The organism is Desulfuromonas sp. KJ2020 (assembly GCF_024197615.1).
Lineage (GTDB): Bacteria > Desulfobacterota > Desulfuromonadia > Desulfuromonadales > SZUA-540 > SZUA-540.
Window position 1 is genome coordinate 254,402 of sequence record NZ_JAKUKE010000001.1, and the last position, 17,096, is coordinate 271,497.

The following is a 17,096-nucleotide window of genomic DNA, read 5'->3' on the forward strand; positions in this document are numbered from 1 at the left end:
GCACAGGGCGAGGCAGACCAGGACATGGCGCACTATCGTGTCGGCATCCCTGTGCCAGCCGAGCCCCTCTTTCGGATCAATATCGGCCGAACTCGTCGTCGTCGAGGGCAATGGAAACCTTGGGAGTCACCTTGGCCGGCGGGGCGGCCGGAGCCTTCCGCGCGGGCGGCTGAACCGGCGGCAGGCTTCCAACAGCCGCCGCCGGGGCAGGGGACGAAGTCCCTTGCTTGAGCTGGAACCGCCGCAACATCTGCTGCAGCTGCGAAGCCTGCCCGGACAGTTCTTCCGCCGCCGCCGCGCTCTGTTCGGCATTGGCGGTGTTCTGCTGGGTCACCTGATCGATCTGCCCCAGCCCTTGGTTGACCTGGGCAATCCCCTGGGCCTGTTCGTTGGACGCGGCGGCAATTTCGGCGACCAGATCGTTGACCTTGGTGATGCCCTGGACGATCTCCGTCAGAGCGCCGGCCGTCTGGTCGGCGATGGCGGCGCCGTTTTCGGCCTTCTTCACCGAGCCCTCGATCAGCTCGGCGGTCTCCGAGGCGGCCTTGGCGCTGCGGGCCGCCAGATTGCGCACCTCTTCCGCCACCACGGCGAACCCTTTGCCGTGCTGCCCGGCTCGGGCCGCTTCCACGGCAGCATTCAAGGCCAGCAGGTTGGTCTGGAAGGCGATCTCGTCGATGACCTTGATAATCTTGCTGATATTCTGGCCCGCCTCGTTGATTTCTCCCATGGCCTGCATCATCTGCCGCATCTGTCGACTGCCGCCTTCAGCGGCACCCTGAGTCTGGGTGGCCAGGCTACTGGCCTGACCGGCATTCTCGGCGTTGTGACGGATCTGCGACGCCATCTCGGTCATGGAGCTGGTGATTTCCTCCAGACTGGAGGCACTTTCCGTCGCCCCCTGGGAAAGGGACTGACTGCTGTCTGAAACCTGGGCGCTGCCAGAGGCGATCTGCTCTCCGGCCAGCAGGATTTCTCCCATCAGCTGGTTGAGGTCCTCCTCCAGGGCCTTCAGGGCACCGCGCACCGCGTCCTTTTCATCCCGCGGCACAATGGTGTAGGTCAAATCTCCCTGCGCCAGGCGCTGCAGGGCATCGACCACTTCATGCTGCAGGCTGTCGGCAAAGGCATCCAGGGTACGGGCCATGTGGCCGAACTCGTCGCGTCGATTCAGGTTGAGACGCCCATCGAGATGCCCCTGCTCCATCTCCGTCAGCATATGGCTGACCGCATGGAGGGGGCGCAGGGTGCGACGGGCGAACAGGGCCGCCAGCATCGAAGCGGCCAGGGCGATAACCACCGCGCCAACCAGCATCGACATCCGCAACTGCCCAAAGGAACGTTCAATGACCTGGGCGGTAGCCAGAAACTCGTCTTCCGGAATGCTGGCCCCCACCACCCAGTCATAATCCGGATAGTAGGTAAAGCGCACGATTGTCTGGTGGACCTGATTATCGAAAGGATTGGTCACTTCGACACGCGCATCCAGTATCTCGCCCGGTTGGGCTTTGACCGCCTTGTCGAGCATTTCCTGGATATAGGGACGACCATCCTGGTCGGTCGCTTTGAGCATGTTTTTGCCGTCGTTTTTGCCTGCGGGAGAAATGACGAATTCCCCCCGACGTTCTCCCGAGCCCACCAGGGCCCAGACATACCCCTTCTCTCCCAGTTTGACGGCTTTCAGCAGGGACTTGAGATCCTCCATCTCGCGCCGCTCACCTTCGATGTCGTAGAGGGATTCGAGCTCATCAATGAAAACGCCGGGTGCGATGATCAGGTCGAGGGGCTCGAAATAGCGGTAGTATACGGCCTTGTCCCGCTTGGCGGTCACCGCGTGATAGGTGATGTAGCCATTTTTACGCTGGCGCATTTCATCAATGTGCACCTGGCCCGACAAATCCTTCCCCTCACTGGACGGGTGGATGGTCAGAACCCCTTGGCTGTTCATCCCGAAGGCGTAGCCCGTCTTGGCAATTTTGTCCGCTAGAAGGATTTCGCGGATACGCGACCAGGCCTGCTGCGGGGTGCTCTGGGCATATATGGCCTCAACCCGGGCCAGTTGACTGTCTGCCGTGGAACGCAGGTAGTTCTTGACGGCGGTAGCCCGTTGCTGGGCAATGGCGTTCTGCTTGGCCTCGGCCAGGTTCAAAGCACCGGCAATAACATAATCGAGACTGGTGCGCCCGACTTTCTGCGCCTCTTCCGTCGCCTGCCGGCGGGCATCAGCCGAATTGAACTCGGAAACAACCAGAATTGCTCCAAGCGGCACCAGCACCGCCAAAACGACCATGGCAATAAGTTTGAATTTGAAGGACACGGGTTTAAGCTCCTTTACCTGAGAGATCATTATGGGTTCGATAAATCAAACCCAAGAGGCACATCGCCCCTGATCTTCCTTTAGCAACAGGAATGCCAACCCGCCACCACAATAAAATTGCTTTTATTTTAGCTATTTAGACAACACGAGCCCGCCGGGGAAGGATCAACCAAAGTTGACAGCGGTAGGCAACTCATGGCTCCAATCCTAAAGATATCAAATACCTACCCTCTTCATAACCAGAGTTATGGGTGCAACCCAGGTTGCCGGGTTTCCAAAGAGGCTGAAGAAGAAAGCCATGATTCTGAAAAAGAAATTTCCGCCAGGAGCCAGAAGAATAACAAGGTGAAAGGATGACGCCGAGGAGAGTGTCGGATGCAACGGGCGGGGCGGACAATCCCGCCCGTTGCATCCTTGTTGTGATTTCAATAGCGGCCGAATTCGCCATCATCGAGAGCGATAATGTCCCGAGGGAGGGGCAATGACTTTGACAGCGCCAGGGAGGACGAGGGGGACTTCGTCTGTCGGCCACCCGCCAGCTCCTCCCAGCCGATCGCAGCCGGGGCCGAGGTCACCTCACCGGCCAGCTCCTGCGCATCATCGCGCAACATGAAACGCTGCAGCATCTGCTGCAATTCGGCAGCCTGGGCGGAAAGCTCCTGAGCCGCCGCCGCGCTCTGCTCGGCGCTGGCCGTGTTCTGCTGGGTGACTTTGTCAATCTGATCCAGTCCCAGATTGACCTGGGCGATACCCTGGGCCTGCTCGTTGCTGGCCGCGGCGATTTCCGCCACCAACTCGTTGGACTTGGACACATTATTGAGGATTTCCTGCAGAGCTGCCGCCGTACGGTCGGCTATGGCCGAACCGTTTTCCGTTTTTCTCACCGTTCCTTCGATGAGGGCGGCCGTCTCCTGGGCGGCCTTGGCACTGCGGGCGGCCAGGCTGCGTACTTCTTCGGCGACGACAGCGAAACCTTTGCCGTGCTGCCCCGCCCGGGCCGCCTCGACGGCAGCATTGAGGGCCAACAGGTTGGTCTGAAAGGCAATCTCATCGATCACCTTGATAATTTTGGAGATATCCTGGCTGGCCCCGGTAATTTCATCCATGGCCTGCACCATCTCTTGCATCTGTTCATGGCCCCGGCCAGCCGCCTGACGAGCCGTTTCCGTCAGCTGGCTGGCCGCATTGGCGTTTTCGGCATTCAGACGCGTCTGGGATGTCAACTCATGCATGGACGCCGAGATTTCTTCCAGGGAACTGGCCTGCTCCGTCGCCCCCTGAGAGAGGGCCTGACTTGAATCGGAAACCTGGGCGCTGCTTGAGGCAATGCGCTCGGCCCCCGAGCGAACCTTCCACAACGACAGATTGAGTTTTTCGCTCACCCCTTTGAGGGCAATGCGGGTGGAATCCTTGTCGTCGCGGGGCTTGGGTTTGAAACGGATATCTCCCTCGGCCAGCTTGTTGAGCGTCACCAGCAGCACGTTCTCAAAGTTGTTTGCCAAAGCATCCATGCTGCGAGCCATATGCCCCACTTCGTCCTTGCGGTCATTCAGGTTGAGACGGTGATAGTAGCGGCCCCGCTCGATTTCATCGATCATCTCCGCTGCTCGACGGATAGGGACCGCCAGACCTCGGGCCAGAACGAAGCCGAAACCCAGGGCCGCCGCCACGCCGGCCAGAACGGTACCCATCATAAAGAGGGTCGACCTGGCCTCCAGCGTCGCCGCCTGTTCGCGGCTCTGATCCGCCAGGCGCTGGTTGAGTTGAACCAGTTCCTGAAGCTTTTCTTCGGCTCCTTCAAAAGCGATCAGTTCGTCCCCGAAAGCTACCTTGGCAGCCGATCGCAGCAGTTCGATGTCCGCTCCGATGATGAGCTGGGCCATATCGAGCTGGTCCACAATTTCCGCGAAGGCCGGCATGACCTCTTGCTGCATGAGGCGGCGTGCTTCGGCGTAGCGCCCCTTCCCGAGCAGGTTGTTAATGACGGCAGCGCCCTGATGGAGCTGTTCGTGAGGCTCGGAAACCCCCTCCATCACCTCGGCGAGATCCGGATTCTTCGCCTCGAAGGTCTTCAGCCAGGCGCCGAATTCGCAGCGGGCAGGATCAAGCTGCCCGTCGAAAGACTGCCGTCGGTCGATGGCCCGATCCAACGCGTCGATCCAGACCACATGATCCAGCTCGTGGCTGACCAGAATGGTCTCGAGGCGCTCGATATCGTCATCCTTCACCAATACGGTCATCTCGGTGACCGTCACATTGGCAGTTTTCCAGGCCCCCCAAGCTTCTTTGAAGGCGACCCAGAGAGCCTGCTCCTCCGCTGTTTTGTCCAGCGACTCAAAGCGGCTGAACTCCTCTTCAGCCTCGGCCCAATAACGGCTCAGATTCTCCAGTTCCTGGAGACGGTCTTCCCGGCTGACACTGGGAATCAATAAGGTTCTTTCGGCCGTAGTGATGGCATTCTGCAGCTGGGCCAGTTTTTCCACTGCGGAAACGGCTGGCAGACGCACCTGGGCAATCTCCTGCACCCCTTGATTGGTCTGGCGCAGACCATACCAGCCAACGCCACCGACCAGAGCGGCGACGAGGGCCAGCAGGGAAAAGGCTCCCATCAATTTGCCGAAAATCGTCATGATCCGCTCCTTTCCCCCGTGACAAGGGGGTTTACATTATTTGACACGGTTTTTCAACTGACTGGAGTGCCGGGAAAAAATTTCACACTCGTCAAAGTGCCCACCGCAAAAATAGATCGCGGCCTCGGCCGAGCTGCTGGTCAGGTTGGCGCAGTGGCAGCTGGCGTGGGGCCTCTTCACCAGCGGGCATATTTTACCGGCGCCCGGATTGCGGGTTTCGTTCATAAGGATATCCGTTCTTGAGGAAGTCGATCTCGCGCGTCGCCTTCGGGCGACCTGACTCTATCGACTTCCAAAAGTCATGCCGCTTTTTCTACGGCATTTTCAGCATCCCGAAAGTACGGCTGAACACCGGAATAGAGGGGGTTGGTAAGGCGAAAAAGGCCAACCGGAGAAAAGGCGGACGCCCGGAGGTGAGCAAAGGAGTCGACCAGCTGTGCCAACGCGGTGGGCACAGCTGTGACATGGCACAGGCACTGAAAAGTCCTACTCCTGAATATCCAGCTCCTCGATTTTGCGGTAGATGGTGCGCCGACTGATGCCGAGAAGCCGCGCCGCTTTGGCTTTGTTCCAGCCACACTTTTCAAGCGCCTGGCGGATGGTGTCCGCTTCGTTCTCATCCTCCCGCAGATGACGGCTTCCCGCGCCGGGAACATGAGGGCTCAGATCGGGGGGCAAATGCTCGGACAGGATGAGGGTGCCGGGGCAGAGGATAAAGGCGTGCTCCATGACGTGCTCGAGTTCCCGCACATTGCCGGGCCATTCGTAGGACATGAAAAAACGCATAACCTCGTCGGACACGCCCCCGATAGCCCGCTGGAATCGCTCATTGAAGCGCTGAATAAAAAAATCGACCAGCAGAGGGATATCCGACCGCCTTTCCCGCAGGGGCGGCAGGGCCAGAGTAACAACCTTCAAACGGTAGAAGAGGTCTTCGCGGAATTCCCCGCGCTTGATTTTTTCCGGCAAATCTTGATTGGTGGCGGCGACCACGCGCACATCGACGTCAATCGGGCGGGTACCGCCGACCCTTTCCACCTTGCGCTCCTGCAGCACACGCAGCAGACGGACCTGCATGGCCGGGGAGATATCCCCGATCTCGTCCAGAAAAATAGTGCCGCCGTGTGCCATCTCGAATCGTCCCGCCTTGTCGCGAATGGCCCCGGTAAAGGCCCCTTTGACATGGCCGAAGAGTTCGCTTTCCAGCAGATTTTCCGTCAGGGCGGCACAATTGACTTTGACCAGGGGGCCCTGTCGCCTGGCCCCCTGGTAGTGCAGGGCGTCGGCAATAAGCTCTTTCCCCGTACCGCTTTCGCCGGTGATCAGCACAGTGCTGGGCACATTCGCCAGTTTCTCCAGCAGAGCGTAGACCTCCTGCATCCGGTCACTGCCGCCTATCAGCTTATGGAAGGAGGTGCGCTCCTTAAGATCCCGCTCCAGGGTATGCAGACGGGTCTCATCGCGGATGACCAGCACGGCGCCATAGGTGGCACCCTCACCGTTGACCAGAGGCGCCGTCGTAGCCGACACAACCTGCGCGGCCCGGCCTGGACGCTGGCATTCAAAGCGGGGCAGATCGACGGGCGCATTTTTTTGCAGGGTTTCGGCCAGCGCATCGCGGCAGCGTCCCTGGCAGTCGAGTGGGAGGCTGGCGAAATCCTGCCCCCGCATTTCGGGGTCCAAACCACAGAGACCCGCGGCGGCCTCATTCATACGCACGATGTTCAAGCCGGAATCGACCGTGACGATCCCCTCCGAAACGCTGCGGAAGATCGCGTCAAGGTCGGCCTGGTATTTTTTCTTCTCATCGTTGATGTGCTTGTAACGCAAGGCGATCTGGGTCGTTCGCAAAAGGACGTCCTGCGTAACCGGTTTGGACAGATAATCGAAAGCCCCCAGCCGCACTGCCTCCCTGGCCGTCTCCACCCCCGGGAAGCCCGTAATCATAATGACTGGAATATCGAGTCCCTGCGCCCTGACTTCCTGCAGAATATCGATGCCGCTGTCGCCGCCCAACAGGATGTCGCTGAAGACAAGATCCACGCCTCCGGCCGCCAGTCCGGCCATGGCCTCTTCATAGCTGGACGCTGTCTCTACGGCATACCCCGCTTCCGCCAGGAAGTTGGAGAAGGTAAAGCGGATGCTCTCCTCGTCGTCAATAATCAGTATCTTCTGAACCATCGGGGCATTCTCCTTTCGATGCGGCAGCGGGCAGATCCATCACGACCCGGGTAAATTGTCCTTCCACGCTGTCAAAAACCAGACGTCCGTCGTGATCCTTGACGATGCCGTGGCTGATACTCAGCCCGAGGCCGGTTCCCTTGTCGTGCGGTTTGGTGGAGAAAAACGGGTTGGTGATGCGTTCGATGATTTCTGCGGGGATGCCGGTACCCTGATCGTAGAGGGTCATGCGAACAAAGGGGCGGCCGCCCAGACAGAGCGTTTCTCCCGACAGGCGCATGAGCTTCTCCGGATGCGTGCCGGGGTACTTTTCATTGAGGGCATAGCGGGCGTTGCTGATCAGATTGAGAAAAACCTGCTGAATCTGCTGCTTTAAGGCGAAGACGGGCGGAAGTTGTTCCGGTAGCTGCAATTCAAAACGGATACCGTCCTTACGCAGCTGCGCTTCCACCAGGGCCAGCGAGTCGGCGAGAATCTCTTCCACGGCGACCGGGGCTTTTCTGTCCTTGCGCTCACGGGCAAAGGAAAGGAGGTTGCGGACGATGGTCGCCACCCGATCACTTTCCCGGATGATGCGCAGGCTGATGTCCCGTTCTGGACTCTGCTCCGCGGCCTTGTTGGCCAAAATCTGGGCGTAATTGATGATCCCATTGATGGGATTGTTGATTTCGTGAGCCACCCCGGCCGCCAGCTCACCCAGGGCCGCCAGGTGCCCGGCGCGGATCGTTTCGGTCTGCAGACGGATTTTTTCGGTAATGTCGTGGGCCAGCTCGATGACGTTGCTCACCCGTCCCATCTCGTCTTTGATGGGGAAGGTTCGCATCCCCCAGATACGGCCATCGGCCGTCGGCATGTGTCCCGTCTCGGTCTTGCCGCTTCGCAGGCTGCGAATGGCGTGACAGTCATCACAGGGGGTGGCGCGGTGGTGCCACACTTCATGGCAGTGCTTGCCAATCATCTCCGCCGCCCGCCCCTTGATGGCCCGGGCGGCCCCCCGGTTGGCCCAGAGAATTTTCAGCTCAGGAGTCAGCACCATGAGAGGATCGGGAATGCCGTCAAAAAGGGTTCTAAACTGTTCAAGCAGGCGGCGGTTCTCCATTTCACTCTTGCGCAGGCTCTCTTCAGCCCGTTTTCGCTCGGAGATGTCCCTGGCGATAGCCAGCACCGTCTGACGCCCGCTCAGTTCGAAAAGATGGGCATTGATCTCGAAGGGGATGATCTGCTGGTGCTTGGTCATCACATCGAGTTCCACGACACCATGGCGGTCGCGCAGCACCATGTTGGCCAATCGGTCGAGCTGCGTCTTGGTTCGATCCGAAATAAAATCGGAAGGCTTGAGAGCCTGCAGTTCCTCCCGCGAATAGCCCAGTTTCTGCACCGCGACGGTGTTGGCTTCGATAAAACGCCCCGGCTGATCGCCCTGATGCAGTTGATAAACGCAGATGACGTCATTGCCACTGTTGAAAAGAACGCGGTAGCGTTCCTCATTGCGCTTGAGATCATCCATGGCCTTGCCGGCCCGCAGCATATAACGGATGCGCTGTCCCAGAATGGGCCATTTGATCGGTTTGGTGACAAAATCAGTGGCTCCCGCCTCATAACCCTGCCGGATCGAGTCCACGTCGTCCAGGCCGGTCATCATAATGATGGGGACACCGGCGCCGCCCTCCACCTGCCGCATCGCGGCACAGGTGGCGAATCCGTCCCTGTTTGGCATGACCACATCCAGCAGCACAATATCGGGTTTTTGGCGCACGAACAGAGCCAGCCCCTCGTCGCCATCGGCCGCCTCTTCCACGGTAAAACCTTCGGCCTGCAGTGCTTCCCGCACCAGACGGCGGATGATGCGATCGTCATCAATGACCAGAATCCTTGATTGGCGCGACTCTTCCGGGTCAGACAGCATAGATTCATCCCCTTGAATTTTCTTCCATTGCTATCAGCAGATTGTTAACCAATTTCCACCGATATTCCAGAAAAACCTTTGGCCCGGGCCTTCGCCAACGGCTTGTTCGATTTTTTGAAACGTTCATTTATTTTGAAAACATATTTATATTGACATGGCAGGCTCTTTCTTGACCGATTTTGCGCCATGCTTTAGAATCGCCGGGCTCGATGGGTCAAGGGGAATATTTCTCCTTGAGTCCTTACTGCCACGCTTAACGAGAACGAGAGGATAGACCTATGAGGATTGCCGTTGATCCCAACCTGTGCCGCGGAACTGGCGACTGCGTCAAGTCCTGCCCCATGGACGCCATTACGCTTCAGGAAGGAAAAGCCCAAATTGATCTGGACCGCTGCGATCTGGACGGAATCTGCATTGCAGCCTGTCCCGAACACGCCATCCAGTTCATCGAAGACTGAAACCTCTCTGACGTGCAGACCGACACGACGCCATGAACCTCATCCTGCTTTTCCCGGAAGACTTTATCTCCGCCGATACGGTCAGACTCACAGGGAGGCGGCAACAGCACATCCGCGATGTGCACCGGGCCGGTGAGGGGGATACTCTAGGCGTCGGCCTGGCCGGAGGCGGCCTTGGGCAGGGACACATTCGGACATGGAGCAAGGACGAGGTCGAAATGCAGGTCTCGTTTGAAGCCCAACCGCCCCCCAAACTGCCCCTCATCCTCGTATTGGCGCTGCCCCGCCCCAAGGTCCTCAAAAGGATTCTGATTGCCGCCACTTCTTTAGGGGTCGAACAAATCCACCTCATCCATTCCTGGCGGGTGGAAAAGAGTTTCTGGCACAGCGACCTCCTGAAACCCGAAGCCATGCGCGAACCACTGGTTCTCGGTCTCGAACAGGCCAAGGACACCATCATCCCTGCCGTTGAACTGCATCACTTTTTCAAGCCTTTTGTGCAGGACGTTCTCCCTCTTCTCAGCGCCAACTCCCGACGTCTGGTGGCTCACCCGACCGCTGAATCGTCCTGTCCGCGGAATCTAGGGGAAAGAACCACGCTGGTGATAGGGCCCGAGGGGGGCTTCATCCCTTACGAAGTTGAACTGCTGGCGTCGGAAGGCTTCACGCCGGTCCACTGCGGCCCCCGCATCCTCCGAGTGGAAACAGCTGTTCCTGCCCTGATTTCACGTCTCTTCTGACCCGCCCGGCGCGATACGCCCATGCGCCAGCCCCCGAGCGCGAGGGGCACACAAATGGTACATTTTTCCTCGTTTCACCACCGCGCATACTCCGCCGCTGTTCCATCCTGACGACAGACAGAGAAGATCTCCTTATCTGCAATCCTGATTTCACATGTCATTTCGAAGGTTTTTCGCGACGGAGTTCGATTTCCGGGCTTCGTTTTAATGAATCAACAAAGGCTGGCACGACTCTTGAGAAAGGATCAGACAGAGGCTTGAAAAATATTCAGAAAGGTGCCCCCCTTGAACACGACTCTGGCCCAGCCTTGGTTCATCATGATTGCCCTGTTCGTTGTCGTCCTGGGCGCCGGGATAGGTGCCGCCCTGATCCGTAGACGCGGTAGACAAAACTATCCTGCGGACAAATACCCGATTCATGAATCCATCGAAACCGGTCACGACTGTGAACCGGTCACGGCTGAACGTCCCCAACCTGAACTGATTCGCTGTCCGTCTTGCGGAACCAAGTTTCTCTATCGAAAAAATCAGACAGCACCGGCCAGCTGCCCCAATTGCGAACAGCCTTATCCCCCGGGCAAAGATCACTAGCAGCTCACTCCCTCACTGGCTTAGATTCCGGCCCTCCCATTTTTTCTTCTCATCCGACACCAGCGATCGCCCCCTTTCTGTGTGGCAAAAATCTGTTAGGCTTTCTTTAAGAAACTGCTGAGAAGGGATAACTTTTTCGTGACTCGACAGCCAACTTTGGACTGGATTATTTCCGGGTGCACTGCCCTGAGGCTTTTACCGCTGGTTCTGCCCATGGTGCTGGCCGCCACCCTGCTCCTGGCGCTGTCCTCCGGGGCGGCGGCCGAAAGCCACGCCTTGGGAGCGCCGGCGATCCGGCTCGATTCTGGCGCCCAAATCATCCTCGGGCCCGAAGGGGATCCCTATGCCCCCTACCTGGCCGATCTTCACAGCGCCGCCACAGGCATGCACTACCTGGCCCTGGCGGAGACGGGCATTCCGGACACCGGCTCCCGGCGATTCAACCTGCAGGCCGGCGGTCGCTTTGGTCTAGTGCGTTTCCTGCCGGCCGGGGATCCTGAACATCCTTGGCAACTCAGCTTTGAAGGGGGGCTGGACGCCCAGTTCGACATCGAACATTCCCTGGACAACATTGGCTGGGACGGCAATTACGGTCTGGTGGTCACCACGACCGTCAAACCGGGGACGAACCTCAAGTTCGGCACGGTGCATACGTCGAGCCATCTGGGAGACGAATATATGCAGCGTACCGGACGCACTCGCATCGGCTACCTGCGCGAAGAGATTCTGCTCGCTGTCGACCAGCGGCTGGGGAAATGGATCCGGATCTATGTCGAGGGCGGCTTCAGTTATGCCCGTGGGGACAGTCATCAGGAAAAACCGGGACGGCTGCAGACGGGAGTAGAATGGGAGAAGACCCGCCCCCTGGGGGCCGGGCGGGCAGGCTGGTATCTTGCCGCCGACTTTTCCGCCATGGAGGAAAGGAACTGGAAGGTGGACACGGCCCTGCAGGCCGGCCTTATCTCCCGCTCACCGACACGGGCCTGGCGGCTGGGCGCCACTTTCTACCGGGGGCGCCCCACGCTGAGTGAATTTTTTGACAAAACGCAAACCCTCGGGATATTCGGCCTGTGGGTGGATTTATAAAAACCGGCACAGGACCACAACAGGAGGTTTGAATGACTGAGAAAGTCGCCCTGGTCGCCTTTAACGGCGATTCGACCTGCTTCGTGCACGTACTCTTGAATGCCCTCGATTTTCATCAAAAAGGCTGTGAGGTCAAAGTGGTCATCGAAGGAAGCGCCACACGCCTGATCCGGGAATTGGCCAGCCCCGATCATCCCCTCGCGGCGCTCTATGCAAAAACTATCCAGGAAGGCCTTATCGACTGCATATGCAAGGCCTGCGCGGCCAAAATGGATACCCTGTCCATTGCCGAGGCGCAAAAACTACCGGTCTGTTCGGACATGTCAGGTCACCCCAGTCTGGCCTCATACGTCTCCAGGGGATACCAAATCATCACCTTTTAGGACGAAACCTCCACCCCGTAGCCAATCAACCGCAGGGCACCGGCTCCCCCTGCAGAAAAGCGGCCAGACGGCCGGGTTCGTGGAGAAGAGTCCTGACAGCCACGGTCAACTTCACGCTGCGGCTGTCCAGATTCAAACCGGCGAGGGCGGCCCCCAGACCCCGGAAGGTGGCATCCATGAGGGTTTTCTGAAAGAGATTGATCAGAACGGTTCTCTCTTCGCCCAGGGCCTTGAAAGCAAGGGCCTCCCGGCAATCGTCCGCATTGGTCGAGGTGATGGAACGGCAAATCAGCGGACGCACCGGATAAATGGCGCAGGCCCCCTGCTCGTTCAGAAATGCACAGGATTGCCGCAGCAGAACGCGGTCGTCATCATCAAGCCAGAGAATACGCGGGTAGAGGTCATCGAGGCGGGCGGCGATTGCGGCGGCCTCCTCCGCTGGCATCGACTGCTGCAAATAGGCCACGATCGCAGCGGCCTCCGGTAGCAGGACGGCGACATTGACGGCACAGCAGGTTCCGCAGCCGGCCGCACAGGCGATATGCTTCTGCTCGACAGGGTCCCGGTGTCTGGCCAGGGTATCCTCCGCCAGCGCATAGAGTTGACTGACGCTGTGCCGGCAATCGTCCAGATTCGCCGCGCCGCGCAAAAGTTCGCGGGCTCGACTTTCTATTGTTTGGGCATACCCGTTGAAATCAAAAGCATCAGACATTGGCAACTCCCCGCTAGAGAAAAAATATGGCTATCTTTTTAATCCTAACGGAAGAAGCCTCTTTCACCAGGGGCCTGAGGTATTTTATCCAATTGCTGATGATTTTAATTCACGACTTGCCAAACTGGGGAAGAATGGCAAAATATCACTTCAGGCGATAAACGTTGAGGAGAACACCCCATGGAGCTGGAAATTGCCTTCGAATGCCCCCAATGCCGAAAAAGATTTGCCCAGAACCTCATCGACTATGCTCCCGGCACGCGACGGCTTTGCCCTGCTTGCGGCATGGAAACCATTCTGACCTCGGATTGCCTGCAGTCTTTCCGCGCCGACCTGGAATCCTTCTGCCGGCAACCCCACTGACGCAGCCACCCTTCAAATGAAAGCCCCCGGGCCAATAAGGACCGGGGGCTGTTTATTTGGTGACTGACCCGTCGGAACGAAAAAGGACTCAGGCCGTCTTGTCCACCAGTTCCCGGGCAATCTGCTGCAACGCCTTGCTGATTTCCGACTCGGGGTGAGCCAGCACTACCGGCTTGCCGCTGTCACCAGCGTTGACCATATCCGGGTCGACAGGAACCGCACCCAAAAAGGGTGCCCCCATGGCCTCCGCCATCTGCCGTCCACCGCCTTTTTTAAAGAGGTCGATCACCTCATTGCAGTGGGGGCAGACAAAACCACTCATGTTTTCCACCACGCCCAGCAGATTCATCTTCAACTGATGGCAAAACGTAATGGATTTGCGCACATCATTGAGAGCCACTTCCTGCGGGGTGGTGACAATGACGGCCTGGGCATCAGTTCCAAGGAACTGGGCGACGGACAAAGGCTCATCCCCGGTCCCCGGCGGGCAGTCGACTACCAGATAGTCCAGATATCCCCACTCGACGTCGGCGAGAAACTGCTGGATGACGCCGGCCTTCATGGCGCCGCGCCAGATGACCGCGTCCGTGTCTTTCTCCAGCATGAAGCCGATGGACATGACCTTGAGGCCCTCGTAGTTGACGGGAAGCATGGCATCCTCGGCCTCGGTGATCTTCGGCCGCACTCCTTCGAGGCCGAGCATCTTGGGGACGCTGGGCCCGTGAATATCCACATCGACCAGGCCGACCGCGTGCCCTTGCTGGGCGAGGGCCATGGCCAGGTTGACCGCCGTCGAACTCTTGCCGACCCCCCCCTTGCCGGACATGACCAGAATCTTGTTCCGGATATGACCAAGGCGCTGCTGCATGAGCATCCGGCGTTCATGCTGTTCGGCCGATTCACCAGGGCGGGCGCCCGCTGACGGGCAGCCCTTTTCGGAGCACCCCGATTTGTCCGCACAACTGCCGCAGGCACTGTCTGATTGTTTCATCGTTATTGATCCTCCCTTTCTTGCATGCTGTTTGTTGCCGGTGGCGCACAAAAAAGTCCCAGCGGGAAAAGCGATTCCCCGTGAGACCCCCACCTGTCGTCGCGCCGCCAAAAGGCGCCCGTTAAAAGCTGCCGTCCTTGTTATCACTTTCGGATTGGACCGTCAAGCGCATTTCTCACCATTCTATGAGAGAATACTCAAACAGAAGTCAACCTGGAAGATCGGGTCTCTGACAGCAGATCCCTTCTTGGCTGAAATAAACGGTAAAGCCCCTGGAATCAGGCGTTCTGCCCGAACCCAGAGGCCAAAATGGTGGAGCTGATGAGGATCGAACTCACGACCTACGCATTGCGAACGCGTCGCTCTCCCAGCTGAGCTACAGCCCCATGATGGCGATAGGATATGCCTTCCCCTGACTGGTCAGCGCCGCGATTCACGGCGCTCACGACAGGGGATGCGCAGAATAAAGAGGGCGCCTTTTTGGCGATTCATGACTTCAATTTCCCCCCGGTGCAATTCGACGATTCGGTGGGATATAGACAGACCCAGGCCAGTCCCTTCCCCCTTGGTGGTAAAAAAGGGATTAAAGATATTGCGCATGACTTCATCGGAAATGCCACCGCCGGTGTCCTCCACCTCGACGGCCACCGCCGCTTCGCCTCGCAGGCTGGTCGGATAGGCGCGAACCGTCAGGATGCCCCCCTGCGCCATTACCTGACGGGCGTTGGCCACCATATTGAGCAGCACCTGTCTGAGCTTCTGGGCGTCTCCCTGGACTTTGGCCAGGTCGGCGATCACCTCGACTTTAAGGTCAATGCCCGCCGCCAGAATGGCGTTGTTTTCCAGGTCGATGACTTCCTCAATGATCCGGACCAGATCGCATTCGACAAAACAGAGCATCTGCTTTTTGGAAAAGGCCAGGATATTGGTAAGCATTTCCTCCATCCGCCGCACTTCCCGGGCAATAATCCCGGCGTATTCCCGATCTCGACTGCCCTCGGGAGCGTGCCGGCACAGGCGTTGGGCGAAACCGCCAATGGAAACGAGAGGGTTGCGCAATTCATGGGCCACAGATGCCGCCATCTCGCCCAGTACGGCCAGTTTTTCTCCCTGAATCAGCCGTTCCTGCGTTTCCCTCAAATCCTGATGGGCGCTCTCCAGTCGGTGCAGCAGCATGGAGTTTTCCATGGCAGCGGCGGCCTGATTGGCGAAGAGTTCGAGAAAACGCAGCCGCCCCGGCGTGATATCGTCATGGCTGTCCGAGTTGTCGACCACGACGACGCCGAGGACGCGATCTTTGCCCAGGAGGGGGGCGCAGGCATAGGCGTTCAGCCCCAAGGCCGCGGCAAAGGTCTGGTTGGATCCTTGCTCTGGGGCGGGCCCCCGTACCAGGACGACCTCCGCATCAGCCACCGCACGGGCCAGGGCATTGTCGTCCGGGTCCAGCGGGAGCCGCTGTTTGAGCACCTGCCGGCAGAAAACCGTCCTTCTCTGGGCCTCCTGCACGTCGACCCCCATGCGAGGGTTCACCCAGCTGTCCAGACCGTCGGCTTTGGGCAGGACAAGTTGGGCAGCCTTGCGCGTCACCCCAAGCATCCCCTGCAGGATGCCGCTGCGTTCATTGACCGTAAAGAGCATGGCGCGCTCGAAGCCGCCCCCCCCTTTGACCGTCGCCGCCGAAAGGATGAGATGCACCAGTTCATTCAGCCGCAAGGTGCTGTGCATCGCCCTGGATATCCGGTAGAGCAGGGAAATCTCGCGATATTTACGATCATTCTCCGCCGAAAGGGCTTGCAGTTGGCCGAGAACGGACGTGCGTTCTTTTTCGGTTTCCACATCGTGCTGGAGTTGGGCTAGTGAGGCGAGTTCTTCGGAAACGGCTTCAAGCAGGGAGAACTCGGCGGGGGACAATCGCGTCTCGGGGGCCAGTTGCAAAGAAAGGACGCCGTGTTCCCGAAAATGGGTGACAACGGCAAAAGCGGCCTGAGTCCCCTCAATTTTGGGCTGGCGGGAAAGCAGGACTTCACCCTGGAAGGATTCTCCGAGCGAAATGTGGCAATCACGGAAGAGCGGTGGGCCGGTAGCATGGAGGACCCGGGAAAAACCTCTCGCCTCAGCATCCAGAAAATAGAGTGAGGCCTCGACCAGCCCCAGGGAGCGTACGAGATAGTCGAGAATGCCATGTAAACAGGTGAGGTGATTGGCCGCCCCGCAATTGGCAAGGCGGACCACATGGCGCAGCACATCAAAGGATTCACGCGTCATCGGCACTACTTCCGAAGAAAGGTGATCCTTGCCCTTCAGGATCAGCCTATTTTTTCCTGGCGTTCCTGCTCCGTCTTGCAATCGATGCACAAAGTGGTGACCGGCCGGGCGCGAAGACGGGCTTCCCCGATTTCTTCCTCACAGTTTTCACAGACGCCGAAAGTGCCGTCTTCGATGCGCTCAATCGCCTCGCGGATTTTCAGGATCAGCTTGCGTTCCCGGTCACGGATACGCAATTCGAAGTTTCGGTCGGACTCGAGGGACGCACGGTCGGTAGGATCGGGAAAATTGGTCTTTTCGTCGGTCATCTCAGAGACGGTCTTGCCAGCCTCCCGCAACAGATCGTCGAGCTGATTTTGCAGAATCTGACGGAATTCTTTGAGTTTTTCCTGCTCCATTCGGTAACTCCCTTTACTCTGTGTAATTGCGCAAATCTAATTTAAAACAGCGTTAAAGTCAATACAGATCGCCCC

At 58.5% G+C, this 17,096-nt stretch carries 15 protein-coding genes and 1 tRNA gene; 6 read left to right on the plus strand and 10 right to left on the minus strand.

Annotation, left to right across the window (positions count from 1 at the left end; all coding sequences use genetic code 11):
- Nucleotides 1-76 precede the first annotated feature (76 nt).
- The 5 genes from MJO47_RS01190 to MJO47_RS01210 all read right to left on the minus strand — a co-directional run bounded on the left by MJO47_RS01190 (nucleotide 77) and on the right by MJO47_RS01210 (nucleotide 9,034).
- The gene (locus MJO47_RS01190; protein ID WP_253959294.1) at nucleotides 77-2,317 is read right to left on the minus strand and encodes a methyl-accepting chemotaxis protein; all 2,241 of its coding nucleotides are present in this window, start codon (nucleotides 2,315-2,317) and stop codon (nucleotides 77-79) included.
- Between the two features lie 425 nt (nucleotides 2,318-2,742).
- A complete protein-coding gene (locus MJO47_RS01195) occupies nucleotides 2,743-4,947 on the minus strand; it encodes a methyl-accepting chemotaxis protein (protein ID WP_253959295.1) in 2,205 nt (734 codons plus the stop codon).
- A 36-nt stretch (nucleotides 4,948-4,983) separates the two neighbouring features.
- A complete protein-coding gene (locus tag MJO47_RS01200; RefSeq protein ID WP_253959296.1) occupies nucleotides 4,984-5,172 on the minus strand; it encodes a hypothetical protein in 189 nt (62 codons plus the stop codon).
- 261 nt (nucleotides 5,173-5,433) lie between these two features.
- Nucleotides 5,434-7,128, minus strand: a complete 1,695-nt coding sequence (locus MJO47_RS01205; RefSeq protein WP_253959297.1) for a sigma-54 dependent transcriptional regulator — start codon at nucleotides 7,126-7,128, stop codon at nucleotides 5,434-5,436.
- Entirely contained in the window at nucleotides 7,103-9,034 is a 1,932-nt protein-coding gene (locus MJO47_RS01210) for a response regulator (protein WP_253959298.1), read from the minus strand. Before MJO47_RS01210 ends, MJO47_RS01205 begins: the two co-directional genes overlap by 26 nt.
- Nucleotides 9,035-9,312: 278 nt before the next feature.
- On the opposite strand from MJO47_RS01210, the gene MJO47_RS01215 reads away from it, so the two are divergent.
- The 5 genes from MJO47_RS01215 to MJO47_RS01235 all read left to right on the plus strand — a co-directional run bounded on the left by MJO47_RS01215 (nucleotide 9,313) and on the right by MJO47_RS01235 (nucleotide 12,292).
- Nucleotides 9,313-9,492, plus strand: coding sequence for a 4Fe-4S binding protein (locus MJO47_RS01215; RefSeq protein ID WP_253959299.1), 180 nt, complete (start codon nucleotides 9,313-9,315; stop codon nucleotides 9,490-9,492).
- Nucleotides 9,493-9,524: 32 nt separating this feature from the next.
- Nucleotides 9,525-10,232 carry a 16S rRNA (uracil(1498)-N(3))-methyltransferase gene (locus MJO47_RS01220; RefSeq protein ID WP_253959300.1) on the plus strand — a complete coding sequence of 236 codons (708 nt, stop codon included), beginning with the start codon at nucleotides 9,525-9,527 and terminating at the stop codon, nucleotides 10,230-10,232.
- Nucleotides 10,233-10,517: 285 nt separating this feature from the next.
- A complete protein-coding gene (locus tag MJO47_RS01225; protein WP_253959301.1) occupies nucleotides 10,518-10,823 on the plus strand; it encodes a hypothetical protein in 306 nt (101 codons plus the stop codon).
- Between the two features lie 138 nt (nucleotides 10,824-10,961).
- A complete protein-coding gene (locus MJO47_RS01230) occupies nucleotides 10,962-11,909 on the plus strand; it encodes a DUF1207 domain-containing protein (RefSeq protein ID WP_253959302.1) in 948 nt (315 codons plus the stop codon).
- A 32-nt stretch (nucleotides 11,910-11,941) separates the two neighbouring features.
- A complete protein-coding gene (locus MJO47_RS01235) occupies nucleotides 11,942-12,292 on the plus strand; it encodes a DsrE family protein (RefSeq protein WP_253959303.1) in 351 nt (116 codons plus the stop codon).
- A 25-nt stretch (nucleotides 12,293-12,317) separates the two neighbouring features.
- Here the strand turns inward: MJO47_RS01235 and MJO47_RS01240 are convergent, their stop codons facing one another.
- Nucleotides 12,318-13,004 (minus strand): YkgJ family cysteine cluster protein, encoded by a 687-nt coding sequence (locus tag MJO47_RS01240; protein ID WP_253959304.1) that lies wholly within the window; start codon nucleotides 13,002-13,004, stop codon nucleotides 12,318-12,320.
- 180 nt (nucleotides 13,005-13,184) lie between these two features.
- Between MJO47_RS01240 and MJO47_RS01245 the strand changes: the two genes are divergently transcribed.
- Entirely contained in the window at nucleotides 13,185-13,367 is a 183-nt protein-coding gene (locus MJO47_RS01245; protein WP_253959305.1) for a hypothetical protein, read from the plus strand.
- An 88-nt stretch (nucleotides 13,368-13,455) separates the two neighbouring features.
- Here MJO47_RS01245 and MJO47_RS01250 read toward each other — a convergent pair whose 3' ends face one another.
- The 4 genes from MJO47_RS01250 to dksA all read right to left on the minus strand — a co-directional run bounded on the left by MJO47_RS01250 (nucleotide 13,456) and on the right by dksA (nucleotide 17,021).
- The gene (locus MJO47_RS01250) at nucleotides 13,456-14,358 is read right to left on the minus strand and encodes an Mrp/NBP35 family ATP-binding protein (protein WP_253959306.1); all 903 of its coding nucleotides are present in this window, start codon (nucleotides 14,356-14,358) and stop codon (nucleotides 13,456-13,458) included.
- Between the two features lie 310 nt (nucleotides 14,359-14,668).
- Nucleotides 14,669-14,744, minus strand: a tRNA-Ala gene (locus tag MJO47_RS01255).
- Between the two features lie 34 nt (nucleotides 14,745-14,778).
- A complete protein-coding gene (locus MJO47_RS01260; protein ID WP_253959307.1) occupies nucleotides 14,779-16,623 on the minus strand; it encodes a sensor histidine kinase in 1,845 nt (614 codons plus the stop codon).
- A gap of 41 nt (nucleotides 16,624-16,664) precedes the next feature.
- Nucleotides 16,665-17,021: an RNA polymerase-binding protein DksA gene (gene dksA / locus MJO47_RS01265; protein WP_253959308.1), complete on the minus strand. Its 357-nt coding sequence runs from the start codon at nucleotides 17,019-17,021 to the stop codon at nucleotides 16,665-16,667.
- Nucleotides 17,022-17,096: the final 75 nt, after the last annotated feature.